Source organism: uncultured Maricaulis sp., assembly GCF_905480005.1.
Taxonomy (GTDB): domain Bacteria; phylum Pseudomonadota; class Alphaproteobacteria; order Caulobacterales; family Maricaulaceae; genus Maricaulis.
Genome location: NZ_CAJQOO010000002.1, coordinates 29,184 through 52,011, shown reverse-complemented (window position 1 = coordinate 52,011; position 22,828 = coordinate 29,184). Strand labels below are relative to the sequence as shown.

The 22,828-nt window shown below is 64.9% G+C and carries 21 protein-coding genes and 1 other RNA gene; 19 read left to right on the top strand and 3 right to left on the bottom strand.

Annotated features, from left to right (window positions below):
* The first annotated feature begins 31 nt into the window (after nt 1-31).
* The 5 genes from QZ266_RS00355 to QZ266_RS00335 all read left to right on the top strand — a co-directional run bounded on the left by QZ266_RS00355 (nt 32) and on the right by QZ266_RS00335 (nt 4,397).
* Complete coding sequence (locus tag QZ266_RS00355) at nt 32-985, top strand: metalloregulator ArsR/SmtB family transcription factor (RefSeq protein WP_295690544.1); 954 nt, start codon at nt 32-34, stop codon at nt 983-985.
* A gap of 66 nt (nt 986-1,051) precedes the next feature.
* Nucleotides 1,052-1,720 (top strand): hypothetical protein, encoded by a 669-nt coding sequence (locus QZ266_RS00350; protein ID WP_295690542.1) that lies wholly within the window; start codon nt 1,052-1,054, stop codon nt 1,718-1,720.
* Nucleotides 1,721-1,924: 204 nt separating this feature from the next.
* On the top strand, nt 1,925-2,398 hold the full coding sequence (locus QZ266_RS00345) for an ATP-dependent zinc protease (protein WP_295690539.1): 474 nt from the start codon (nt 1,925-1,927) through the stop codon (nt 2,396-2,398).
* Between the two features lie 59 nt (nt 2,399-2,457).
* Complete coding sequence (rimK, locus tag QZ266_RS00340; RefSeq protein ID WP_295690537.1) at nt 2,458-3,363, top strand: 30S ribosomal protein S6--L-glutamate ligase; 906 nt, start codon at nt 2,458-2,460, stop codon at nt 3,361-3,363.
* Complete coding sequence (locus QZ266_RS00335; protein ID WP_295690535.1) at nt 3,360-4,397, top strand: succinylglutamate desuccinylase/aspartoacylase family protein; 1,038 nt, start codon at nt 3,360-3,362, stop codon at nt 4,395-4,397. Before rimK ends, QZ266_RS00335 begins: the two co-directional genes overlap by 4 nt.
* Before the next feature lie 228 nt (nt 4,398-4,625).
* On the opposite strand, the gene QZ266_RS00330 is transcribed toward QZ266_RS00335, so the two are convergent.
* Both QZ266_RS00330 and QZ266_RS00325 read right to left on the bottom strand, forming a co-directional pair.
* Nucleotides 4,626-5,165 carry a fasciclin domain-containing protein gene (locus tag QZ266_RS00330; protein WP_295690533.1) on the bottom strand — a complete coding sequence of 180 codons (540 nt, stop codon included), beginning with the start codon at nt 5,163-5,165 and terminating at the stop codon, nt 4,626-4,628.
* A gap of 131 nt (nt 5,166-5,296) precedes the next feature.
* On the bottom strand, nt 5,297-6,097 hold the full coding sequence (locus tag QZ266_RS00325) for a helix-turn-helix domain-containing protein (protein WP_295690532.1): 801 nt from the start codon (nt 6,095-6,097) through the stop codon (nt 5,297-5,299).
* A 110-nt stretch (nt 6,098-6,207) separates the two neighbouring features.
* On the opposite strand from QZ266_RS00325, the gene QZ266_RS00320 reads away from it, so the two are divergent.
* Nucleotides 6,208-6,597, top strand: a complete 390-nt coding sequence (locus tag QZ266_RS00320; protein WP_295690530.1) for a hypothetical protein — start codon at nt 6,208-6,210, stop codon at nt 6,595-6,597.
* A gap of 3 nt (nt 6,598-6,600) precedes the next feature.
* On the opposite strand, the gene QZ266_RS00315 is transcribed toward QZ266_RS00320, so the two are convergent.
* The gene (locus tag QZ266_RS00315) at nt 6,601-10,179 is read right to left on the bottom strand and encodes a hydantoinase B/oxoprolinase family protein (RefSeq protein ID WP_295690529.1); all 3,579 of its coding nucleotides are present in this window, start codon (nt 10,177-10,179) and stop codon (nt 6,601-6,603) included.
* A 152-nt stretch (nt 10,180-10,331) separates the two neighbouring features.
* Here QZ266_RS00315 and QZ266_RS00310 point away from each other — a divergent pair, with 152 nt between their 5' ends.
* From QZ266_RS00310 to mraY, 13 genes are all read left to right on the top strand, one after another.
* Nucleotides 10,332-11,033, top strand: coding sequence for a molecular chaperone DjiA (locus QZ266_RS00310; RefSeq protein WP_295690527.1), 702 nt, complete (start codon nt 10,332-10,334; stop codon nt 11,031-11,033).
* Nucleotides 11,034-11,091: 58 nt separating this feature from the next.
* Nucleotides 11,092-11,415 (top strand): hypothetical protein, encoded by a 324-nt coding sequence (locus QZ266_RS00305; protein WP_295690524.1) that lies wholly within the window; start codon nt 11,092-11,094, stop codon nt 11,413-11,415.
* 93 nt (nt 11,416-11,508) lie between these two features.
* On the top strand, nt 11,509-12,744 hold the full coding sequence (locus QZ266_RS00300) for a hypothetical protein (RefSeq protein WP_295690522.1): 1,236 nt from the start codon (nt 11,509-11,511) through the stop codon (nt 12,742-12,744).
* A gap of 39 nt (nt 12,745-12,783) precedes the next feature.
* The gene (locus tag QZ266_RS00295) at nt 12,784-13,698 is read left to right on the top strand and encodes an EamA family transporter (RefSeq protein ID WP_295690521.1); all 915 of its coding nucleotides are present in this window, start codon (nt 12,784-12,786) and stop codon (nt 13,696-13,698) included.
* Nucleotides 13,695-14,387, top strand: coding sequence for an N-acetylmuramoyl-L-alanine amidase (locus QZ266_RS00290; RefSeq protein WP_295690519.1), 693 nt, complete (start codon nt 13,695-13,697; stop codon nt 14,385-14,387). Before QZ266_RS00295 ends, QZ266_RS00290 begins: the two co-directional genes overlap by 4 nt.
* A 33-nt stretch (nt 14,388-14,420) precedes the next feature.
* Nucleotides 14,421-14,809, top strand: an RNA gene (gene rnpB, locus QZ266_RS00285) — RNase P RNA component class A.
* Between the two features lie 432 nt (nt 14,810-15,241).
* Nucleotides 15,242-15,700: a division/cell wall cluster transcriptional repressor MraZ gene (locus QZ266_RS00280; RefSeq protein ID WP_295690517.1), complete on the top strand. Its 459-nt coding sequence runs from the start codon at nt 15,242-15,244 to the stop codon at nt 15,698-15,700.
* Nucleotides 15,700-16,704, top strand: a complete 1,005-nt coding sequence (gene rsmH, locus QZ266_RS00275; RefSeq protein ID WP_295690515.1) for a 16S rRNA (cytosine(1402)-N(4))-methyltransferase RsmH — start codon at nt 15,700-15,702, stop codon at nt 16,702-16,704. The genes QZ266_RS00280 and rsmH overlap by 1 nt, the downstream gene beginning before the upstream one ends.
* Nucleotides 16,701-17,084, top strand: coding sequence for a hypothetical protein (locus tag QZ266_RS00270; RefSeq protein ID WP_295690513.1), 384 nt, complete (start codon nt 16,701-16,703; stop codon nt 17,082-17,084). The genes rsmH and QZ266_RS00270 overlap by 4 nt, the downstream gene beginning before the upstream one ends.
* Complete coding sequence (locus QZ266_RS00265; protein WP_295690511.1) at nt 17,084-18,841, top strand: penicillin-binding protein 2; 1,758 nt, start codon at nt 17,084-17,086, stop codon at nt 18,839-18,841. The genes QZ266_RS00270 and QZ266_RS00265 overlap by 1 nt, the downstream gene beginning before the upstream one ends.
* The gene (locus tag QZ266_RS00260) at nt 18,838-20,289 is read left to right on the top strand and encodes a UDP-N-acetylmuramoyl-L-alanyl-D-glutamate--2,6-diaminopimelate ligase (protein WP_295690508.1); all 1,452 of its coding nucleotides are present in this window, start codon (nt 18,838-18,840) and stop codon (nt 20,287-20,289) included. Before QZ266_RS00265 ends, QZ266_RS00260 begins: the two co-directional genes overlap by 4 nt.
* The gene (gene murF, locus QZ266_RS00255; RefSeq protein ID WP_295690505.1) at nt 20,282-21,706 is read left to right on the top strand and encodes a UDP-N-acetylmuramoyl-tripeptide--D-alanyl-D-alanine ligase; all 1,425 of its coding nucleotides are present in this window, start codon (nt 20,282-20,284) and stop codon (nt 21,704-21,706) included. Before QZ266_RS00260 ends, murF begins: the two co-directional genes overlap by 8 nt.
* Nucleotides 21,707-21,713: 7 nt before the next feature.
* Nucleotides 21,714-22,817, top strand: a complete 1,104-nt coding sequence (mraY, locus tag QZ266_RS00250) for a phospho-N-acetylmuramoyl-pentapeptide-transferase (protein ID WP_295690504.1) — start codon at nt 21,714-21,716, stop codon at nt 22,815-22,817.
* Nucleotides 22,818-22,828 lie beyond the last annotated feature (11 nt).

Here is a 22,828-nt window from a genome sequence, read left to right as displayed (position 1 = left end):
GGCATATTCTGCAGGTCTTGCCCGGGATTCCATGGACGCTCTCGTCACTCAGCTCAAAGCGCTTGCCGAACCGACGCGGCTGCGCATCGTCACCCTGCTGTCGCGGGGTGAGCTGACCGTGTCCGAACTGGTGTCGATTCTCGGCCAGAGCCAGCCGCGCGTTTCACGCCATCTCAAACTCCTCACCGATGCCGGACTGGCCGAGCGTCTGCCTGAAGGTGCCTATGTTTTCTACCGCCTGACCGATGCCGGCGGCGGTCGCAAACTCGCGCAGATGGCGAATGAGCTGGTGCCCGAAGACGACGCCGTCCTGACCCGCGACGTGTCGCGCCTGGATGCGATCAAGAAGGCGCGTGCCCAGGCTGCCCAGGCTTATTTCGAAAGCGTGGCGGAGGACTGGGACACGATCCGCTCCCTTCATCTCGCCGATCACAAGGTCGAGGCCGCCATGCGCGAGCTGGCCGGGCCGGGCCCCTTTGGCCTGATGATCGATGTCGGTGTCGGCACGGGGCGCGTGCTGGAGCTATTCTCGGACCGGGTCGAGCGCGGCATCGGTGTTGATATCAATCACTCCATGCTCAATGTCGCCCGCCTCAACCTCGAGGGCGCCGGTCTGAGGCATTGCTCGGTTCGCCATGCTGATGTCGGGGCTCTGCCTTTCGATTCGGCGGTCGCCGACCTGGTGACCGTGCATCAGGTCCTGCATTATCTGGAAGACCCCGCGCTGGCCGTGGATGAATGCGCCCGCGTGCTGAAGCCGGGCGGTAATCTCCTGATCGTCGATTTCGCGCCGCACCAGCTGGAGAATCTGCGCGAGGATCATTTCCACCGCCGCCTCGGCTTTGCCGATGAGGAGATGTCCGACCTGATCGGACATGCCGGTCTGGAACTGGCGCATCAAAGCGCTCTGCATCCGGAAGAGCCGACCGGGCAGCTGACCATGAAAATCTGGGTCGCCCGGCGCAAGGCCGCCACTCCCTCCTGACGCGAATGCGCTTCCCGCTATCGCGGTGACGGTGTAGCGTCTTCGGTGTCTTGCAGGGGGGCAGACATGAAAACCACATTGAATATCATCAGTCTTGTTGTGCTTGGCGGGCTCGGGGCGAGCCTGTATTTCGGCGTCGGCGATGACAGTCCGGCACCGGCCGGCGCGGACGCGACTCTCGCGCCGGATCCCGCACCGGTCGTCGACAGTGTTCCCGCTGATCCGCTGGGCGACGCACCGCAAACCGACATCATTGACGATGCCGGCGACAATGCCGGCGACGGCGATGCCATCTATGATCCCGTGCCCGGCGACATCGTTTACACGGTTACCGGCACGCAATCGGGCTATTTCATCGCCAATGAGGCGATCCGCTTTGGCGACATGGTGCTGGAGAATGTCGAGCTGTGGCCGGCCATGCCGGAATGCGACGAGCCGGCCTATGTGCGCCTGGCCTTGGAAGATACCAGCGATCAGCTCGGTGAGAATGAGTACGGCCCGTATTTCCGCCTCTATGCCATGACGATCGACAGCGCCGCCATTACCGATGCGGGTGTCGTGATCACCGCCTCCGACCCGGATGTCGGAACCCTGGTCATCGAGGCCGACTACGCCCCGGGCGCATTGTCCGACTGGCAGGCTGGGGCCGACGCGATCGGCGAATTGCTGGTCGGCACCGCGACGCTGAATGGCGACACGCAGCCGGCGAGTTTTGCCTTCTGGATCGGCGATTGAGGGGCGTGAAGCACCAAGGCTGCGGCAATTCCAAGACGCGGACTGGCTGAGATCCCCCGGATGACTGCATTGCGGTCACCTAGGGATGACAGAGATTGCAGCGTTGCGGAAGGGAAAGGTCATTGCCCCAATCCCTTCCCGCTTGCCTTTTCCCGCGCGCCGGTGCTTGCATATCCGCGACTGACTGACGGGTGTGCCAGAGCCATGGTTCGCAAGACAAAATCCAAATCCGGCACGACTTTGCGCGCGCCGGCAATCGTCGTCGGTTGGCGCGAATGGGTGGGGCTGCCAGAGCTGGGCGATGCCCGGATAAAAGCCAAGATTGATACCGGCGCGCGGACCTCGGCCATCCATGCCTGGGAAATCCAGCCCTTCGAGCGCGAGGGCGAGGCCTGGGTGCGGTTCGAGCTTCACCCCAATCAGGGCGACAACAAGACCTGCATCGCCTGCGAGGCCAGGGTCATTGACAGCCGCACTATCAAGAGCTCGAACGGTCAGCAGCAGAAACGCTATGTGATCCGCACGCCGCTGCGCGTCGGTGACCACGTCTGGCCGATCGAGTTGACGTTGACAAGGCGAGATGAAATGGGCTTCCGAATGCTGGTCGGACGGACGGCCTTGAAGCCGCGCGCCCTGGTCAATCCGTCAAAATCCTATCTGTGCCCGACATCGGCTTAGGCCGCGCCGGTATTCGTGCTACCCAAATCCGACACACCGCCACCCCGGAGAAATTCCTGATGAAATTGCTCATGCTGGCCCGTAATCCCAACCTCTATTCCCACAAGAGGCTGGTCGCGGCGGCCGAGGCGCGCGGTCACGAGATCGATATCTACGACACGCTGCGCATGTATATGAACATCACCTCGCATCGTCCTGAAGTGCGTTATCAGGGCCGCGTCCTGTTCGGCTATGACGCCATCATTCCGCGCATCGGTGCCTCCATCACCGGCTATGGCATGGCGGTGGTGCGCCAGTTCGAGATGATGGGTGTGTGGTCGGCCAATGAATCGGTCGCCATCGGTCGCTCGCGGGACAAGTTGCGCTCGCTGCAACTCCTGGCGCGGGCCGGGCTCGGACTGCCGGTCTCGGCTTTCGCCCATGACACCTCGATGACCGATGACGTGCTGGACATTGTCGGCGGTGAGCCGGTGGTGATCAAACTGCTCGAGGGCACTCAGGGCGTCGGCGTCGTGCTGGCGGAAACGCGGCGCTCGGCCAAGTCGGTGATCGAGGCCTTCCGCGGTGCCAAAGTCGATATTCTCGTCCAGGAATTCATCAAGGAAGCGGGCGGCGCCGACATCCGGACCATTGTCGTGGGCGACAAGGTCGTGGCGGCCATGAAACGCCAGGGTGCCGACGGCGATTTCCGCTCCAACCTGCATCGCGGCGGCTCTGCTTCGAAAATCAAACTGACGCCGGAAGAGCGGTCCACGGCAGTCCGCGCGGCCAAGGTGATGGGGTTGAACATGGCCGGGGTCGACATGCTGCGCGGCAATCACGGCCCGCTCATCATGGAAGTGAATTCCTCTCCTGGTCTGGAAGGCATTGAGGGCGCCACCGGCGTCGATGTGGCCGACAAGATCATCGATTTCATCGAGAAGAAAGCCGTGGCAGGCAAGACAAAGACCCGCGGAAAAGGATGACGCGCGCGCCCTTCGAGATTGCCGGTGAGAGCGTCGCGCCGGGAACGACCCGGATTGTCCAGATTCCGGTTTCGGTACTCTCCGATCACACCCCGATGTCACTCTCCGTGCAGGTCCTGCATGGCAAGCGCCCCGGGCCCGTCATCTTTGTCTCGGCGGCCATTCATGGCGACGAGATCATTGGCGTGGAGATGATCCGCCGCCTGATCCGGACACCGCAAATGCGCTCGATCGCCGGCACGCTGATCTGTGTCCCGGTGGTCAATACCTACGGCTTCATCAGCCATTCACGCTATCTGCCCGACCGGCGTGACCTCAACCGCTCCTTCCCGGGCGCTCCAACCGGTTCGCTGGCTGCGCGACTGGCGGATATCTTCATGACCGAAGTGGTTGCACGCTGCGAGGCCGGCATCGATCTCCATTCGGCGGCGGTCAACCGCACCAATCTCCCGCAGATCCGCGTCGATACCAAAGTGCCCAAAGCGCTGGAGCTGGCCCAGGAATTTGCCGCCCCGGTCATCGTCCACTCTTCCCTGCGCGACGGCTCGCTGCGCGAAGCGGCGCAGAAACGCGACATCCCGGTCATCGTCTATGAAAGCGGCGAGGCGCTGCGCTTTGACGAGACCGCGCTGCGCATGGGCGTGAAGGGCATATTGCGCGTGCTGGGCAAGCTGGGGATGCTGCGCGCGGACAAGCGCCTCAAGGCGACGCTGCGCTCGGAGATCGGCGATAAGTCGAGCTGGGCGAGAGCCTCGATGGGCGGCGTCCTGCGCATGCATCGTGATTGCGGTGAGCATGTCGAGGAGGGCACGCTGATTGCCACCCTGTCGGATCCGTTGGGAACGCAGGAAGTCGAGATCACCGCGCCCTGTGACGGGCTGATCATCGGCCGCACCGTGCTGCCCATCGTCAATGAGGGGGATGCGGTGGTCCACATCGCGGAAATCCTCAAGCGTCGCAATGAGGAACCCATGGTCCAGCTCGGCGAGGCCCTGGGCAATGATCCGCTGTTCGACGAAGACGAGATTATTTAGGGGAGTGGGCTGCGGCTCGCCGGACCCTAACCTGAGTTGTCATCCCCGCCGGATATCCCGCGCAGGCGGGATGAAGAGCGGGGACCCAGGTGTTCGGATATCCAGGTCCCTGCCTTGCGCCCGGCCTACGCGGGGCGTCCATCAGGGATGACAAGGGGGCATTTCTCTTGAAAACGCGAAAGCGAGGCGGGCAGGCCTGAAGGCCCGCCCGGTCGCGTGCTGGGTATATCAGCCGGTCGGGATGATGACCCGGTCGACGATATGGATGATGCCGTTCGAGGTCGCGATATCGGCCTGGATGACCTGGGCATTGCCGACGCGAACACCGTCCGTGGCGTCGATCAGGACGCTAGAGCCCTCGACTGTTTCCACGGACAGGATCTGACCGCTCAGCTGGTCCGAGGTGATGGCACCCGGGACGACGTGATAGGTCAGGATTGCGGTCAGCTCGTGCCGGTTTTCCGGCATCAAGAGACGCTCGACTTCGCCATGGGGCAGGCTGGCAAAGGCCGCATCGACCGGTGCGAAGACGGTGAACGGTCCGTCGCCCTTGAGCGTGTCGACCAGGCCGGCGGCCTGGACGGCGGCGACAAGCGTGTTGAACTGACCGGCCGCGACGGCGGTGTCGACGATATCGGCCTGGGTCATGGCGCTGTGGCCACCCCCGTGATGATCGAACTTGGTCTTACCGGCATCGGACGGGACACCGGCGAGGGCCGGGGCGGAAATCAGGGCAGCCGAGAGAGCTACCAGAGAGACGAGACGCATATGTGCGCTCCCTTGTTCGTTTGGGGTGATCACCGGCGGTGGCCACCACCGGTTCACTGGAGGGTCGTCTCATGCATGTGACAGACGAGGTTACGGCACCCGCCCGGTTTCGGATCAAATCTTTCCGAAGCTTAATCTTGCGGGCCGGCGAGCTGCTCCAGCCGGGCCTTGCTCTCGGCATCAGCCGGAAAAAAGATCTCCAGGCGCAATTCCCGCAGGGTCAGGTCCTGGGCGGAGGACAGTTCGGCGATGGTGGTAAACAAGCTGAGTTCGCCCACAGGGCTTTGATAGCGCAGGGTCAGGATGGCCTCGGTGGGGTCGAGGCTGAGCGGGTCCGCGGCGTGTTCGTACAGGCGGTCGGCGAGCGCATCCAAACGCGGGTCATTGCGGTCCTTGAGGTATTCCGATCGCAGCCGGCTCATCATGACGGCCGCGACGTCCGGCCAGTTCAGGATTGGCGCCCGCAAGGCCGGATGGTCGACCAGCCGGTCGATCAGGCTGACGCCCGGGTGCCAGTCACCGCCTAGCAAAAGCGTGCCTGTCCGGTTCGCGTCAATCACATTCCAATGGGTGTCCAGCAGCAAGGCCGGGGCCGGGCTGTTGGCGTGCATCATCCGGGTCAGGGCCTCGCGGACCGGCGCGAGTTGGGCGGCCTCAAGCGGCGTGCGGGTGTAGAGCGGCGCAAACCCGGCCGCCACAAGCCAGGCGTTGCGCGCGTCCGGCGGGACGCCGAGGCATTCAGCCAGCCGCAAGACCATCTCCCGACTCGGCGCCGCATGACCACTCTCCAGAAAGCTGAGATGTCGGGACGAGACATTGGCCTCGCCTGACAGGGAGAGCTGGCTCAGGCGGCGCCGGCGCCGCCAGGTCCGCAACAGCGTGCCGAACTCGCTGGCCGCGGGACGCGGGGGGAGGGTTATCGAGAGTTGCATTGCGCAAGAGTGCCACGACTTCCGCGCGGAAACCATGACCTCCCGGGTAATTGTTTTGCGTCGATGAGCCGTGGAAGTTGCGGTTCTCTCTGACGAAAGGCCCTGACACCATGACCGATACCCGAGTTCTCATCACCGGCTGGGCGCTGATCCTGTTCGGCCTGTTCACCGTCACCGGCGCCGTGCCGGCGATCGATGCCGGGGCCGACCTGTTTCTCGACCTGGTCTTCCTGCCGCTTGACGGCGCTCCGTCTGTCACCACGAAGGCAGAGCGATTGCTGTTCGGCATTCTCGGCGGCGTCACGGCTGGCTGGGGCGTGGTGCTCTGGCAGCTCGCTCGCGGTGCCTGCATGCGACAGGCAGCGCTGTGGGGCGGGATCAGCTGGTTCGTGATCGACTCCACCGCCTCCATCCTCGCGGGCGGGGCGATGAATGCACTCTATAACTGTGCCTTCCTGGTGCTCTTCCTGTGGGCTGGCTGGTCGCGCAAGACGGCCTGACGCTCAGGCGCGGCCCATCCCGCCACCCCCCGGCGTTTCGATTTCAACACTGTCACCCGCCTCGACATCGATCCGGAACAGGCCGGGCAGGTCCTCGGTCTGGCCGTTGGCGCGGAGGACGCGCTGCAGGCCCGGCTTGGCGTCGCCACCTCCATCCAGTCCGAAGGGTGTTTCCACCCGGCGTGAGGACAGAAGGGCGACTTCCATCGGTTCCAGGAAGGTGAGGCGGCGCACAGAGCCATTGCCGCCCGGTGCGGCGCCGTCACCGCCGGAGCCGGGACGGATACGGTGATGCTCAACGCGAACCGGGAAGCGGCGTTCCAGCACTTCCGGGTCGGTCATGCGTGAATTGGTCATGTGGGTGTGAATGGCATCGGTTCCGGCGAAGGGCTTGCCCTCGGCGTCGAGACCGGCGCCGGCGCCGCCGCAGATCGTCTCGTAATACTGGTGACGGTCATTGCCGAAGGTGAGATTATTCATCGTGCCCTGGCTGGCCGCGAGGCGGCCGGTGGCGCCGAACAGGGCGTCGACCACCAGCTGGCTGGTCTCGACATTGCCGGCGACCACGGCGGCGGGTGGTTTGGGATTGAGCAGGCAGCCCTCCGGCAGGATCAGCTCGATCGGCTTGAGACAGCCCTCATTGAGCGGAATGGCATCGCCGACCAGACAGCGGAAGACATATAGGACCGCCGCGCGCGCGACCGAGGCGGGCGCGTTGAAATTGCTCGGACGCTGGGGCGCGGAGCCGGTGAAGTCGACCACCGCCGTGCGGGCCTCGCGATCGACGCGGATGGCGACGCAGATCTCGGCGCCGTCATCCAGCTTCACCGTGTGCGTGCCGTCCGACAAGGCGTCGATGACCCGGCGCACGGCGCGTTCGGCATTGTCCTGGACATGGCCCATATAGGCTTTCACCACAGCCAGGCCGTTATCGCTGACCAGGCGGTGCAGCTCGTCGGCGCCCTTGGCGCAGGCGGCCAGCTGGGCCTTCATGTCAGCGATATTCTGCGACGGGCGACGGGCCGGATGCGGGCCGGAGGCGAGCACGCCCGTGACCACATCATCCAGGAAGCGGCCCTTCTCCATCACTTTCACATTGCGGAATTGCACGCCTTCTTCCTCGATCGAGGTCGAGAAGGGGGGCATGGAGCCCGGTGCGATGCCGCCGACATCGGCATGATGGCCGCGCGCGGCGACATAGAAGATGCGTTCGCCGGTCCCGGGATCATGAACCGGGGTGACCAGGGTGATGTCGGGCAGATGAGTGCCGCCATCATAGGGGGCGTTGACCGCGACCGCATCGCCCGGGCCGAGATCCGGGTGCGCGTCGGCGGCGGCGCGGACCGAGGCCGACATGGAGCCCAGATGGACCGGCATGTGCGGGGCATTGGCAACGAGGCCGCCCCCGGCGTCGAAAACGGCGCAGGAGAAGTCGAGACGCTCCTTGATATTGACCGAATGGGCCGTGCGCTCGAGCGCCACGCCCATCTGTTCGGCGACGGACATGAAACGCTTGTTGAACAATTCCAGCCGGATCGGATCGAGCCCGGTATCGCCGCCGGCCTGACTGGCTGCCGCGTCGCGTTCCAGGGCCAGCGTGCCGTCGGCGAGCCGGACGGCCCGCCAACCGGCATCGACAACGATGGTCGCATTGGGATCCATCACCAGGGCGGGCCCGCTCGCTTCGCTGCCCGGACTGAACTGGTCGAGCGTGAAGACAGGGGTGTCCTGCCACTGACCGCCATCGAAAAGGCCGACCTGCCCGGTCGGGTGCGGTGTCGCGCCGGCGGCGTCCGGCATGTCGATCGACCAGTCGCCTGAACCCGGTGGTGAACACTGGGCCTCGGCGCTGACCGACTCGATGATGAGCCTGCCGTCGGGCGCGAAACCGAACAGGCGCTGATGGGCGGCGCGGAAGGCGGTCTCCATGGCGGTTGACGTGTCGGCGCTGACCGGAATGGCGGTGTCCGAGCCGGCGACTTTCAGACGCCATTCCCGGCTCACCGACATCGCCGCCAGAGGCAGGTCCTGGGCGGCGAGGGCATCGCGGGCTTCGTCCGAAAGTCGCTCCGCCAGAAGGCAGGCGCTGTCATAGCCGTCCGCAAAATCCTGTTCCACGGCAGCCAGGCGCGTCTCGCGAATATCGGCCAGGCCGATCCCCAGGGCAGACAATAGGCCGCCATAGGGATGGATGAGCACGGTCGTCATGCCCAGCGCATCGGCGACCCGGCAGGCATGCTGCGCCCCGGCGCCGCCAAAGGCGGAGAGGGCGTAGCTGGACGGGTTCACCCCCTGACCGATGGAGATCTGCTTGATCGCCTGGGCCATGCTTTCCACGGCGACGGCAAGAAAGCCCTCCGCGGCGGCTTCGGCTGTGTCCAGGCCCATGGCCCCTGCCAGTTCGCCCAGTGCTGTCCGGGACGCTTCCACATCGAGTGGCTGGTCGGAGGTCTCGCCGAAGACATGCGGGAACCAGTCCGGCTGGATGCGACCGAGCACGATATTGGCGTCGGTCACGGCAGCCGGTCCGCCGCGGCCATAGCCGGCCGGGCCGGGCATGGCGCCGGCACTGTCCGGGCCGACCCGGGCCCGCTCGCCGTCAAAGGTCAGCACGGAGCCACCACCGGCCGCGACCGTATGCACAGCCATCATCGGTGCGCGCAGGCGGTGTCCGGCAACCAGCGTGTCCTGGACCCGGTCATACTGCTCGCCATCAAAGCGCGAGACGTCGGTCGAGGTGCCACCCATGTCGAAGCCGATGACCTTGCCGTAACCGGCCTGACGGGCCGTCTTGGCCATGCCGACAACGCCGCCGGCCGGACCGGACAGCACGGCGTCGCGGGCGTGGAAGGCGCCGGCCGGTGCGAGACCGCCGGAGGATTGCATGAAGTAGAGGGGCGTGTCCGCCAGCCCGCGGTCAACCCGGTCGACATAGTCACGAAGAACCGGCGTGAGATAGGCATCAAGCACGGTGGTCGAGGCGCGCGGTCCGATTTTCACCAGTGGCGAGGCGATGGAGGAGCGGATGACGGTCGCGAAACCCGCCTCGCGGGCGAGCGCTTCCAGGCGCGCCTCGTGGGCATCATCGCCATAGGCATGCATCAGCGCGATGGCGACGGTTTCCAGCCCGTCCGCCTTCGCCGCCTCGAGCGCGCGCCGGGCTGCGTCTTCGTCGAGGGCAGCGTGGACCTTGCTGTCAGCGTCGAGGCGTTCATCGATCTCGACCACCCGGTCATAGAGCGGGTCGGGGCGTTTGAGGTCGAGCGCGAAAATATCCGGCCGGGTCTGGTCGCCAATGACCAGCAGGTCGGCAAAGCCGCGCGTGACCAGGAAAAGCGTGGGCGCGCCCTTGCGCTCCAGCAGGGCATTGGTGGCAACGGTCGTGCCCATTTTCACCGCGCTCACGGGCGCCCCGGCGGACAGGCGGCGGACACCTTCCGTGGCCGCATCGGGGTAGTCCGGGCTTTCCGACAGGAGTTTGAGGGCGTGCAGGCGACCATCCGGCGAGCGGCCGATCACGTCGGTGAAGGTGCCGCCCCGGTCGATCCAGAATTCCCACGCCTCGCGTCCGCGCTCACTCATCTCGGTGGCCCCTTGCCTGCTTGTCGCGGAGGTTAAGCATGGCATGGCAGGGTGCAACCGGCTTAAGCTGGTAAAGAACTGCTCAAGACCGGCCCCGCCCACTCGCGCGACAGGTGTGCGCTTCCTACATGGGCGACCGGAGGGTGATGCGTATGGGATTCTGGCGAAATCTGGCTGACCGGATCAGCGGTCGTGATTGCTTCCTGGAATGCGAGGGGTGCGATGACCGGGCCGCTGCGCACCAGGTCAATGACGCCGACTTTGCCATGGCGCTGATCGGGCTGGGTGCCAAGATGGCCAAGGCGGACGGTCTGGTCTCCCGCAGCGAAATCCGCGCCTTCTACGAAGTCTTCAAACCGCCGCCCGAAGGCCGGGATGCGCTCGACCGGGCGTTTGAACTGGCCATGCAGACCACGCTCGGCTTTGACGGATATGCCCGGCGGCTGGCGCGGCGCTTCCGCTGTTATCCGGCCATTCTGGAGGATGTGCTGGACGGGTTGTTCCATGTCGCCAAGGCGGATGGCTCCATCACGCCGGACGAGCTGGACTATCTCCGGCGTGTTGCCGATATCTTCGGTTTCTCGGAAACCGAATTCCGCCGCATCCTCGCTGGGCATGTCGAGCCCGACGACAAGGACCCCTATGTCATACTGGGCATAGAGGCGGGAATTTCTGACCTGGATTTGCGCAAGGCGTATCGCCGTATTGCCTCACAGAATCACCCGGACCGCCTGATCGCGCGCGGGGCGCCGCTTGAAATCCAGCGCCTGGCCGACGAGAAAATGGCAGCGATCAACGCAGCTTACGGGGAAATTCTGGCGCAACGTGGATTGGTCGCACCCCTCGCCAATTGACCTTTGGCCCATTGATGCCAACATGTAAGGAAGCGGGGGCGAAAACGGAATGGGGTTCATGACGGACGCTCGACAGACATTCTCATCAGCTTTCTCCGGACGAGCCAGCCGGGTGGTGCGCGATATCCTCGCCGCTGTCATCGCGCTCGGAATCGTCGGACTGGTGATCTTCCTCGCTGCCATGCTCACCGCAGCTTTCCTCGTGGTGGCCGGTATTGCCGTTCTTGCGGCGGGCGGTTTCTGGGTTTGGCGCAAGCTGCGCGGCGGCCGGGCTCCGGCCCGGGCCGACAAGGGTCAATCCGGTGGTCCGGAAATCCTGGTCGCAACCCGCGGGCCTGAAGGCTGGACGGTGGACGGCGTGGGTCCGTCCTCCTCGCGCTGATCTCTCTGCAGTCTCGCACAAGATTGTGATTGGGCGGACCGGCGGCTGCGTCTAGGCTGACCGGATGCTCAATCCCCTGGCTGACTGGCTTTCATGATCCGTGCCTCACTGTTTCTCATCGGCATCACCCTGCCGATGATGCTCGTCGGCTGCGTGTCGATGGTCCTGCCGCGCGTGTCGCCGGAACATTCCGGCCCGCCTGCGGCCCCCGCGATCGCGACGGACGGCCTGACCCGCGCGAGCTGGGAAGAGGGGCGGGCCGATTTGCTCGCCCGTTTTGAGGCCGAGATTTACGGCGCCTGGCCCGGCGACGCGCCGGCCCGCGTCACCGCGCGTCGCGTCATCGACCCGTCTGCCTATGAAGGGCGCGGGCGACTGGAAGAATGGGATGTCGATCTCGGCCCGATGGACACCCATCTGGTTGTACTGATGCCTGCTGGCGCGACCGAACCCCTGCCGGTGATCGTGATGCAGACATTCTGCGGCACACGGACCGCCTTTGGCGGCGCGTTTGACCTGTCACCGCCGGTCAATCCGTCGGCGCGGGAATGCGGTACATCCGGTGGCTGGCAGGGCGCGCTGATGACGTCGATCTTCGGTCGCCATATCGCCGAACCCCCGATGGAACAGATCCTCGACCGCGGCTATGCGCTCGCCTTTCTGCATCCCGGCGATGTCGTGCCGGACAATCCGATTGGCGCCCCGCCGGCCCTCGATCTGTTGATGGACGGCCGGGAGAGCGGCGCCATCATCGCCTGGGCCTGGGGCTATGCCCGTGTCATCGACGCGCTGGAGAGTGATCCCCGTTTTGATGATCAGCGCATGGCGGTCTGGGGGCATTCCCGCAATGCCAAATCCGCCCTCGTGGCCGCAGCCTTTGATCCACGCATCGATCTGGTCCTGTCGCACCAGGCCGGGACGGGGGGCACCACGCTGACCCGCAGTGATGTCGGCGAAAGTGTCGAGCAGATCACCGAGACCTATCCCTACTGGTTCAACGAGACCTATGCCGGCTATGGCGGCAATGAAGCCGCCATCCCGATCGACCAGCATCAGCTGATCGCCCTGATGGCCCCGCGCCCCTTGCTGATCGGTGGGGGCTGGCGCGATGCCTGGTCCGATCCGCAGGGCAGTTATCGCGCCGGTATCGGCGCCAATCCCGTCTATGAGCTCTACGGGTCAGGCGGTCTGCGTCAGGAGCGGCTGGGCGCGTTCGATCCAAGCGCAGACATGGCGGTTTTCATGCGCCGCGGCCTGCATGGTGTGCAGCCGTCGGACTGGGACGCGTTCCTGGCTTTCCTCGACGCGCATTTCGACCATTCGCAATAAGGTCTTGCCGCATCCCTGCGGCGCGTTCCAGACTGCGGTATGCGTCTCAAGGATTTTCTTCTTCTCGTCGCGGTCTGCGTGGTCTGGGGCTTCAACTTCGTGGTTGCGAAGTTCGCGGTTACCGGTGCGCCCGGCTGGGTCCCCGGCTTTGACGGCGTTCCGCCGATCTTCTTCGCCTTCCTGCGTTTCGCACTCCTTTATGCCTTCCTCGCGCCGTGGCTGAGGCCGCGCCCGACCGACATCAAGACGATGATTGGCGTGGCGCTGTGCATGGGGGCGCTGCAATACGCTCTGATGTTCCTTGGCATGCGCTGGGCAACGCCGTCGGGCATGGCCATTGCGGTCCAGATGGGCGTGCCCTTCGCCACCATATTGTCCGTCATTTTCCTCAAGGAAACGGTCGGTCTGCCACGGATAGCGGGCATGACACTCGCCCTCGCCGGGGTCTTGCTGGTGATCTTCAATCCCGGTGAGACCGATATGTCGATCGGCATGTTGCTGGGTGTTGGTGCCGCCTTCGTGGCGTCGGTCGGCATGATCCTGGTCAAACGCCTGCCCATGGACTCGATCCGCATGCAGGCCTGGATCGGGCTGATCTCCTGGCCGCCCCTCCTGCTGTTGTCGCTGACCTTCGAGAGCAATCAGATGGCGGGTGTGGTCTCGGGTGGCTGGGCCTTCGGGCTCGCCCTCCTCATCACCGTCGTGCTGGTGAATATTTTCGGACATGGCGTGTTCTACAATCTGCTCAAACGCTATGATGCGACCCTCATCGCACCCATTACGTTGCTGGCGCCGCTGGTCGGTGTGGTCTCGGGCATTCTCCTGACCGGCGACCCGATGGGCTGGCGCCTCTTCGTCGGGGGCGGGCTGACCCTGGTTGGCGTCGGCATCATCGCCTTGCGGCAGAACCGTAAACTGCCGGCGGCCGCCCTCGCGCGGGAGAAGACGCTGTGATCCTGGATGTGGGCGCGGCGACCGGCCTCGATGTGATTGCGGCCCCGTCGCCGAATTTCAATGACCGCAAGACGCCGGTCAGCCTTATCCTTCTTCACTATACAGGCATGGAGAGTGGCGCGGTGGCGATCGAGCGCCTGCGCGATCGCGAAGCCCAGGTCAGCGCTCACTATGTTGTCCGGGAGGATGGCCGGATCCTTCAACTCGTCGGTGAAGACAAGCGGGCCTGGCATGCCGGCCTGGCCAGCTGGCGCGGCGAAAGCGATGTGAACTCGGCCTCGATCGGCATCGAGATCGTCAATGGCGGGCATGATTTCGCGCTCCCGGCCTATCCCGCCATCCAGATCGATCGACTGATCACGCTCGTGGCCGATGTGATGAAGCGGCACGGTCTGGGCGCCGAGTGTGTGATCGGCCATTCCGACGTGGCACCCGGTCGCAAGCAGGACCCGGGCGAGCACTTTCCCTGGGGGCGACTTGCCGCGGCTGGCTGTGCGCTGGCGACGCCGCAGGCGGGAGAGCCGGTGGCGGATGTCGGGTCCGGTCTCGAGGCGATCGGCTATGCGCTTGATCCCGGCCTCGACGCTGTTATCGAAGCCTTCCAGCGACGCTGGCGACCGGCGTGTGTCGACGGGAATGCCGACCGGGAGACCCGGGCGCTCATCGCCGCGCTGGCCGATCGCTCTTGACGCCTGGCCCGGTCTGACCGATCTAGGCGGCGATCAGGCGGCTGGGCGGTCGCGGCAACTGGGCCGGAAACGGTGTTGTCGAGGAAAGTCCGGGCTCCACGGAGGCAAGGTGCCGGATAGCGTCCGGCGGGGGTGACCCCAGGGAAAGCGCAGCAGAGAACAGACCGCCGGGCCTTCGGGCCAGGCAAGGGTGAAACGGTGCGGTAAGAGCGCACCGCCTCGACCGCAAGGAAGAGGGCTAGGCAAGCCCCACCTGGAGCAAGACCGAATAGGGACAGACCGCAGCTCTCGGGTTGCACGTGCGCCTCCGCATGCTGTCCGGGTAGGTCGCAACAGGTCGTGTGCAAGCACGATCGCAGATGAATGACCGTCGCCCCGGCTCGTCCGGGGGACAGGACCCGGCTTACAGGCCGCCTGATCACGTTTCCCGACACCCGCACTCCTGACCTCAGACAGCGAGATGACCTTCCACGTAGCGGCCCGGTGCGGCGGGGCGATCGCGCCTGCGGTCTTCGTCCGCGGGCGTCCTTTCCATTTTGGCATCAATCGCGCCGGAAGCGCGATCCGCCCCCACGGGTGACAGGATCTGGTCTCGCGAAGCGACCTCTTTTGCCAATCCGGAAACAATCCCCAATTTTCGCGCAATTCCCGGGATTCCAAGGCTGAGCCAATCCGGGGCCTGTGGATATTAACTTAATGTTCTCTTCCTGTTCTTGTTTTTCTCATAATCGAATACTTCTGGAGGCGCGCTATTCCATGAAAAACGGGCCTTTCGTCATTGTTTCCCATCTGATCCCATGTTATCCCATCGTTAACCATGAGGGACGGGTCTCATGGCTCTGGGGGTTTCTCGCGTGTTTCTGTCGACGACGATCAATGGGGTGGATGCGAAGGGACGGGTTTCCGTGCCTGCCGGCTTCCGCGCAGTCGTCAAGAATGATCCCGAAGAGAAGATTTTCGTCTGGCCGTCCTTCGAGGGCGGCTATCTGGAAGGGGGCGGGCAGGCTCTGCTCGACCGTTACCTGGCGCTCATGGAGGAAATGGATCCCTATGACGACGCCCGCGCCGCCTTCGAGCAGACCATTTTCGGTGACACACGTGGCCTGGCCTTTGACGGCACCGGCCGGGTCAGCCTTCCCAGGGATCTGATCGAGCATGCCGGGCTGGGCGGCAAGGCGGCCTTTGTGGGTCTGGGCGCGCGCTTCGAGATCTGGGATCCGGAGCGCCTCGCCGAGCGCAAGGCAAATGCTCGCAATTTTGCCCGGGACAACAAGAAATCGCTCAAGCTCCCGCCCCGGACCGGAGGCGCGTGATGAGCCCGTCTCCGCATATCCCGGTCATGCTGGCTGAGGTCCTGCACGCGCTCGAGCCGCGCGCCGGGGCGCTGTATATCGACGGCACTTTTGGGGCTGGCGGTTATTCGCGCGGCATCCTCTCCGCAGCGGATTGCAAGCTGATCGGTATCGACCGCGATCCGGCGGTCCAGCCTGCGGCAACCCAGCTGGTCCAGGCCTCGGGCGGGCGTTTCGCCTTCGCCGAGGCCCCCTTTTCCGCCATGGGCGAGGTGCTGGCGTCGCGCGGGATCGACAGTGTCGACGGCATTGTCCTGGATATCGGCGTTTCCTCGATGCAGATCGACCAGGCCGAGCGTGGTTTCTCCTTCATGCGCAAGGGTCCGCTGGACATGCGCATGGCGGCGGACGGGCCAAGTGCGGCCGACGCGGTGAACCGGCTCAAGGAGTCCGAGCTCGCCGACATATTTTATGTATACGGCGAGGAACGGCGCTCGCGCCGGATTGCGAAATTCATCTGCACGGCGCGCGCCGAGGCGAAAATCGAGACGACAGATCGGCTCGCCGAAATTGTCACGCGCGCAACAGGCGGAAAACACTCAAAGATTCACCCGGCCACAAAAGTCTTCCAGGCGCTGCGGATTTTCGTCAATGACGAGCTCGGCGAGCTGGCCCGCGCCCTGGAGGCGGCCGAGCAGCTTTTGACCCCGCTGGGCCGGCTTGTCGTGGTTACCTTCCATTCACTGGAAGACCGCATGGTCAAGACCTTCCTGCGAGGCCGTGCCGGCCTGGCCGGAGGCGGTGGTTCGCGCCACGAGCCGGTGGTTGAAGCCGGACCCGCGCCGAGCTTCTCCTTGCTGACCCGCCGCGCCGTGGCGGCCAGTGATGAAGAGGCGGCGGACAATCCGCGGGCTCGCTCTGCCAAGCTTCGTGCGGCCATCCGAACGGAAGCGCCTGCCTGGGCTGACGGGCCGTCGCTTCACACGAGTATTGTTCCGCTCGCCCGACTGGAGGCCGCGCTATGATCCGCACGCTCAATGCGATTGCGTTCGTCGTTGCCGCAGCTCTGGCGGTCGCGCTCTATATCGCCAAGGCCGAGGCGAAGAGCTCGCAGGAACGCCTTGAGGATATCCAGGCCCAGCTCGTCGAGGAGCGTCGTCAGATCAATGTGCTCAATGTCGAGATCGCCCATCTGGAAGACCCGGAGCGCCTGCGCGCCCTGGCTCGGCGTTATCTCGGCTTCGAACCGCTGGATCCGTCCCGGGAGGTCGATTTGAGCGATCTGCCACTGCTTGCCGATGCCCGCCCCGAAGAGGAGGGCGTGCGCCGCGACCAGACCCTGGTTCGCCAGGAGGAGGGTGCTCTGGCGATGGCTGAGCCGACGCGGGTGGGAGGTCCGGACTGATGCGTCTGTGGCCGTTCCGCAAACAGGTGTCGGCCGAGGCGCGGACCCTGGCTCCGCCGCCCTTGGCGGAAGCGGCGCCGGCGGACATGTCGCGCCTGCTCCGGATTGAAAGTGACGAAACCCGCGCGATGGAATCCTCGCGCGGGCGTTTGCGCGTCATGGGGCTTTCGATGGCCCTCGGCTTCGCCATTCTCGGTGGCCGGGCGGTGGAGGTCGCGGTGACCGGGTCGGCTGATGCGGCCTCGCCAAATCGCCAGGCCGTGGCCGCCCAAGCGCGAGGCGATCTGTTTGACCGGACCGGTCAGGTCCTGGCCACGACGCTCGATACCCACTCCCTGTATGCCGATCCCGCCCTGGTCTGGGATGCTGCGGAAACCGCGGAAATGCTGGCAACCGTCCTGCCCGATATCGATGTCGCCGGCCTGACGGAAGAGCTCGACTCGCGGCGCCGCTTCGTCTGGGTCCGCCGCAATCTCACGCCGCGTCAACGCCAGGCGGTCTTCGCCCTCGGCCTGCCGGGTCTGGAATTCCGCTCCGAGCCGCGACGTGTCTATCCGCGCGGTCGTCTGGCCTCGCATGTGGTGGGCTATACCAATCGCGACATGGACGGGCTCGCCGGCGCGGAGCGCGCCTTCGACAGTGCGCTGATGTCCGGCGATGGTCGTCCGGTTGCCCTGTCGATCGACATGGCGGTCCAGTTCCATCTCGATGAGGTCCTGCGCGCCAGCATGGCCGAATACCGGGCGCTGGCGGCGACCGGCATCGTGATGAATGTCCGCACGGGTGAAATTCTCGGCATGGTCTCCCTGCCGGATTTTGATCCCAACCGACCCGCCGATGCCAGCAATGGCGAACGGCTCAACCGTGCGGCCCAGTCGGTTTATGAAATGGGCTCGACTTTCAAGGCGTTCACCGTTGCGGTTGCGCTTGAGGAAGGTACGGCGACGATGGAGAGCCGCTATGATGCGCGGGCGCCGCTCTCGGTCGGCGGCTACGAGATTTCCGACTATCACGGCGAGGAGCGCTGGCTGACCGTTCCGGAGATTTTCACCCATTCGTCCAATATCGGCTCCGGACACATGGCGCTGGAAGTCGGCGCCGATGCGCAGCGGGGTTTCCTCGGCGATCTGCGCCTGCTCGAGCGCGCCCCGATCGAACTGGCGGAAAGCGCCGATCCGCTTCTGCCGCGCAATTGGGGTCCGACGGAAACCGTCACGATTTCCTACGGCCACGGTATCGCGGTCAGCCCGATCGCGACGATCGCCGCCTTCGCCGCCATTGCCAATGACGGTGTCTATGTCCCGCCAACCCTTCTGCCCGTCGCGGCCGACGAAACCATTCTTGGTGAGCGCGTCATGCGCTCCGAGGTGGCGCGCGATGTCCTTGCCCTGATGCGCGAGAATGTGGTGGGCGGAACCGGGGGCAATGCCGAAGCGGTCGGCTATCTGGTGGCCGGCAAGACGGGTACGGCCGACAAGCCCACCCGTGGCGGCTATGATACGAGCCGTCTTCTCTCCTCATTTTCGGCCGTTTTCCCGGCCAATGATCCGCAATATGCGATCCTTGTGTTGCTCGACGAACCGCAAATGCCCGAACCAACCTATCTTCGCCCGACCGGTGGCCGGGTCGCGGCGCCGGCGGTGGGTGAGATCGTGGCACGGATTGCGCCCATTCTCGGTGTTGACCGGTCGAATGAAGACCCGGTCGGTCGCGCCGCCCTTGTTCGCGCTGCCCTGATGCCGGAGATGATCCCGTGACCCTGGATGAGCTGCTCGCCGGAGAAGGCCTGTCCGTCACTGGCGGGCGCGAGGGCATCCGCGGGCTGACCCTGGACAGCCGCAAGGTGGAGCCGGGCTTTGTCTTTGCGGCGCTGCCCGGTGTGAAAGTCCATGGCCGTGATTTCATTCCCAGGGCGCTGGCGGCGGGCGCTGCCGTGATCCTGACGGATGAGCCGGTCGACGCCCCGGTTCCGGTGATCGCGGTGGACCAACCGGCGGCACTTCTGGCGCGCATGGCGGCGCGTTTCTATCCGCGCCAGCCTGCGCATATCGTTGCCATTACCGGAACGAATGGCAAAAGCTCGACCGTTGAGTTCCTGCGCCAGATCTGGGCCGGAGCGGGTCTCGAGGCGGCTTGTCTGGGGACGCTTGGCGTGACCCGCGGCGACACCGTGGAAGTGACCGGCTATACCACGCCGGACGCCGTCGCCTTGCAGGCAGCGCTTGACCGTCTGGCCGGCGAGGGCGTGACTCATCTGGGCATGGAGGCATCAAGTCACGGGCTCAAGCAGCATCGTATAGACGGGGTCCGCCTGGCGGTCGGTGCCTTCACCAATCTGACCCAAGATCATCTGGATTATCATCCGGATTTCGCCGATTATTTCGCGTCCAAACTAAAGCTTTTCACAGAGCGCCTGCCAGCCGATGGGCGGGCGGTGATCAATGTCGATAGCGAGTGGGGTGGCAAGATGGCCGCCGCGGCGCGCGAGCGTGGTCTGGACGTCCTGACCATGGGTTGGCGCGGCCGCGATCTGACCATTCGCGAGATTACCCCGCGCCCGGCGAGCCAGAGCGTCGTCTTCGCCTGGCAGGGGCGTGAGTTTTCGCTCGATATCCCGCTCGTGGGTGAGTTCCAGATTCTCAACGCCCTCGGCGCCGCCGCGATCGCGTTTGCGGAAGGTGTCGCGGAGGCCGATGTGCTGGCGACCCTCAAGACACTGACCGGTGTTCCCGGCCGGCTCGAGAAAGTCGGAGAGACGGCGGAGGCCGCTCCGGTGCTTGTCGACTATGCCCATACGCCGGACGGGCTAGACAAATTGCTCCGCGCCGCGCGTCCGCACACGCGCGGCCGGGTGATTGTGATATTCGGGTGTGGCGGTGATCGCGATGCGTCCAAGCGCGCCAAGATGGGGGTGATCGCGGCCAACCAGGCCGATCATGTCATTGTCACCGACGACAATCCGCGCTCCGAGGACCCTGCCAGCATCCGCAAGGCTGTGCTCAAGGGCTGCCCGGATGCCGAGGAAATCGCCGACCGGGCCGAGGCCATCCGCCATGGCGTGGACATGCTGCGCGCGGGCGATTGCCTGCTGATCGCCGGCAAGGGGCATGAGACCGGCCAGACCATTGGCGATGTCGTTCATCCCTTTGATGATCGTGATCAGGGGCGCGCTGCGCTGGCGCAAAGGGAGGCTGCCCGTGTCTGACGACAAGACTGCACCGCTCTGGACATCCAGACAGGCCATGGCCGCGACCGGCGGCATGCTGTTGGGTGACACGGACTGGACCGCGACCGGCATCTCGATCGACACCCGCACACTGGAGCCCGGTGACCTCTTCGTCGCTCTCAAGGATGTCCGGGACGGGCATGAATTTGTCGGTGCCGCGATGGAGAAGGGGGCGTCAGCCTGCCTGGTCGAGCGCGGGGATAGCGGTGTCGAGCCGGCCCTTCAGGTGAAGGATGTGCTGGATGGTTTGCGGATGCTCGGGACGGCGGCGCGTGATCGCTCCGATGCCATCCGCGTCGCCGTGACCGGAAGTGTTGGCAAGACCAGTGTGAAGGAGGCGGTTGCCGCCGTCTTCCGGGCCGCCGGCCCGGCGCATTGGAGCGTGAAATCCTATAATAATCATTGGGGTGTGCCGCTGACCCTTGCGCGCATGCCCAAGCAGACCGAGCGCGCCGTTTTCGAAATGGGCATGAACCATGCCGGCGAGATCCGCGACCTGTCGTCGCTCGTGCGGCCGCATGTGGCGCTGATCACCCGGATCGCGCCGGCCCATCTGGAAAATCTGGGGACGATCCAGGCCATTGCCGACGCCAAGTCGGAGATTTTCGAGGGGCTGGAACAGGACGGGGTCGCGATTTACCCGTCTGATGATCCGCTGGCCGAGCGCCTGGCGCGGCACGCCCGTCACTCCTGCGCGGCTTTCATGCTCGATTTCGGAACGGGTGCGGCTGCCGCCATCCGCATCGAGGACTTCGAGACCGGGCTGGACGGCTCCCGTGGTGTCGCCAATGTCCTCGGCGTGCGGGCCCCATTCCGCCTTGCCGCAACCGGCGAGCACTGGGCCTGGAATGCCGGCGCGATCTTCGCGGCGGCTGCCGGTGCCGGACTGGACGCGCGCGATGTCGCCGAAGCGCTTTCGGGTGTCGGTGCCGAGGCTGGTCGCGGTCGTGCCATCGCCATCGACCTGCCCGGCGGGGGCACTTTCACCCTGCTCGATGACGCCTATAACGCCAATCCGGTGTCCATGGCCGCAGCGATCGCCGCTCTGGGGGCTGCCCAGCCGGCCGCAGGCGGGCGCCGCATCGCCATTCTCGGTGACATGCTGGAACTGGGCCCTGACGAAAATCGCCTTCATGCGGCACTGGCCGACGAGCTGGTCGCCGCCGGAGCCGATGCTGTGATCGCCTGCGGTCGTCGCATGAAGCATCTGCATAACGCCTTGCCGAACACGGTTCACACCGGCTATGCGCAGGATGCTGGCGAGGGGCTGGGACAAGTCAAATCCATCGTGAAGGCGGGAGATGTGGTGCTCATCAAGGGCTCCAACGGTTCCGGCCTCCACAAGATTGCCTCGGTTCTCGTCGATGGTACCGCATTCGGACTGACGGAGGCCTGATCCGCCCATGCTCTACTTGCTCTTCGCGCCGCTGGCGGATGACCTGCAATTGGCGAATTTGTTTCGCTACATCACCTTCCGGACCGGCGGCGCGCTGATGACGGCGATGTTGATCGCCTTCGTCTTCGGCAAGCCGATGATCGGCTGGTTGCGCCGCAAGCAGGGCAAGGGTCAGCCGATCCGCGCCGAAGGCATTGAGCGCCATGTGGTCGAGAAGGCCGGGACGCCCACCATGGGCGGCTTCCTTATCCTGCTGGGCGTGATGGTCGGGACGCTGCTGTGGGCCGACCTGTCCAATTCCTACGTCTGGATTGTCATCTTCGTCACGGCCGGCTTCGGCCTGATCGGATTTGTCGATGACTATCTCAAGGTGACCAAGCAGACCACGGCCGGTTTCGGCGGCAAGTTCAAACTGGTCGGCGAATTCGCGATTGCCCTCGTGGCGGTGGTCTGGGCTACGCATACCGCGCGCTCGCTCGGTGTCGAGCCCGGCATCGAAACCTCGATTGCCTTCCCCTTCTTCAAGGATCTGATGCTCAATATCGGGCCGCTCTTCTTCGTCTTCGGCTGCATCGTCATCGTCGGTTCGGGCAATGCGGTGAACATGACTGACGGGCTGGACGGGCTGGCCATCGTGCCGGTCATGATCGCTGCGGCGACCTTTGGCGTGATCGCCTATGTCGTCGGCCGGGTCGATTTCGCCGAGTATCTGCAGGTTCACTACACCGCCGGTGCGGGCGAGATCCTGATCTTCTGCGGCGCCTTGATCGGTGCCGGGATCGGCTTTCTGTGGTGGAATGCGCCACCGGCCATGGTCTTCATGGGCGATACGGGCTCCTTGTCGCTGGGCGGCGCGCTCGGCACGATTGCGGTCGCCATCAAGCATGAGCTTGTGCTGGCCATTGTCGGCGGTCTCTTCGTGCTCGAACTGGTGTCGGTCATGGTCCAGGTCGCGAGCTTCAAACTCTTCGGCAAGCGGGTCTTCCGAATGGCGCCGATCCACCACCATTTCGAGAAGAAGGGATGGGCCGAGCCGACCATTGTCATCCGCTTCTGGATTATTGCGGTCATTCTCGCATTAATCGGACTCGCCACGCTGAAATTGAGATAGGCTAGGTCTTC

Bases quoted from the DNA above. Each gene is read 5' to 3' on its own strand.
- QZ266_RS00355 (WP_295690544.1), top strand. From the start codon at position 32: ATGGACGCTCTCGTCACTCAGCTCAAAGCGCTTGCCGAACCGACGCGG.
- QZ266_RS00350 (WP_295690542.1), top strand. From the start codon at position 1,052: ATGAAAACCACATTGAATATCATCAGTCTTGTTGTGCTTGGCGGGCTC.
- QZ266_RS00345 (WP_295690539.1), top strand. From the start codon at position 1,925: ATGGTTCGCAAGACAAAATCCAAATCCGGCACGACTTTGCGCGCGCCG.
- rimK (WP_295690537.1), top strand. From the start codon at position 2,458: ATGAAATTGCTCATGCTGGCCCGTAATCCCAACCTCTATTCCCACAAG.
- QZ266_RS00335 (WP_295690535.1), top strand. From the start codon at position 3,360: ATGACGCGCGCGCCCTTCGAGATTGCCGGTGAGAGCGTCGCGCCGGGA.
- QZ266_RS00330 (WP_295690533.1), bottom strand. From the start codon at position 5,165: ATGCGTCTCGTCTCTCTGGTAGCTCTCTCGGCTGCCCTGATTTCCGCC.
- QZ266_RS00325 (WP_295690532.1), bottom strand. From the start codon at position 6,097: ATGCAACTCTCGATAACCCTCCCCCCGCGTCCCGCGGCCAGCGAGTTC.
- QZ266_RS00320 (WP_295690530.1), top strand. From the start codon at position 6,208: ATGACCGATACCCGAGTTCTCATCACCGGCTGGGCGCTGATCCTGTTC.
- QZ266_RS00315 (WP_295690529.1), bottom strand. From the start codon at position 10,179: ATGAGTGAGCGCGGACGCGAGGCGTGGGAATTCTGGATCGACCGGGGC.
- QZ266_RS00310 (WP_295690527.1), top strand. From the start codon at position 10,332: ATGGGATTCTGGCGAAATCTGGCTGACCGGATCAGCGGTCGTGATTGC.
- QZ266_RS00305 (WP_295690524.1), top strand. From the start codon at position 11,092: ATGACGGACGCTCGACAGACATTCTCATCAGCTTTCTCCGGACGAGCC.
- QZ266_RS00300 (WP_295690522.1), top strand. From the start codon at position 11,509: ATGATCCGTGCCTCACTGTTTCTCATCGGCATCACCCTGCCGATGATG.
- QZ266_RS00295 (WP_295690521.1), top strand. From the start codon at position 12,784: ATGCGTCTCAAGGATTTTCTTCTTCTCGTCGCGGTCTGCGTGGTCTGG.
- rsmH (WP_295690515.1), top strand. From the start codon at position 15,700: ATGAGCCCGTCTCCGCATATCCCGGTCATGCTGGCTGAGGTCCTGCAC.
- QZ266_RS00270 (WP_295690513.1), top strand. From the start codon at position 16,701: ATGATCCGCACGCTCAATGCGATTGCGTTCGTCGTTGCCGCAGCTCTG.
- QZ266_RS00265 (WP_295690511.1), top strand. From the start codon at position 17,084: ATGCGTCTGTGGCCGTTCCGCAAACAGGTGTCGGCCGAGGCGCGGACC.
- mraY (WP_295690504.1), top strand. From the start codon at position 21,714: ATGCTCTACTTGCTCTTCGCGCCGCTGGCGGATGACCTGCAATTGGCG.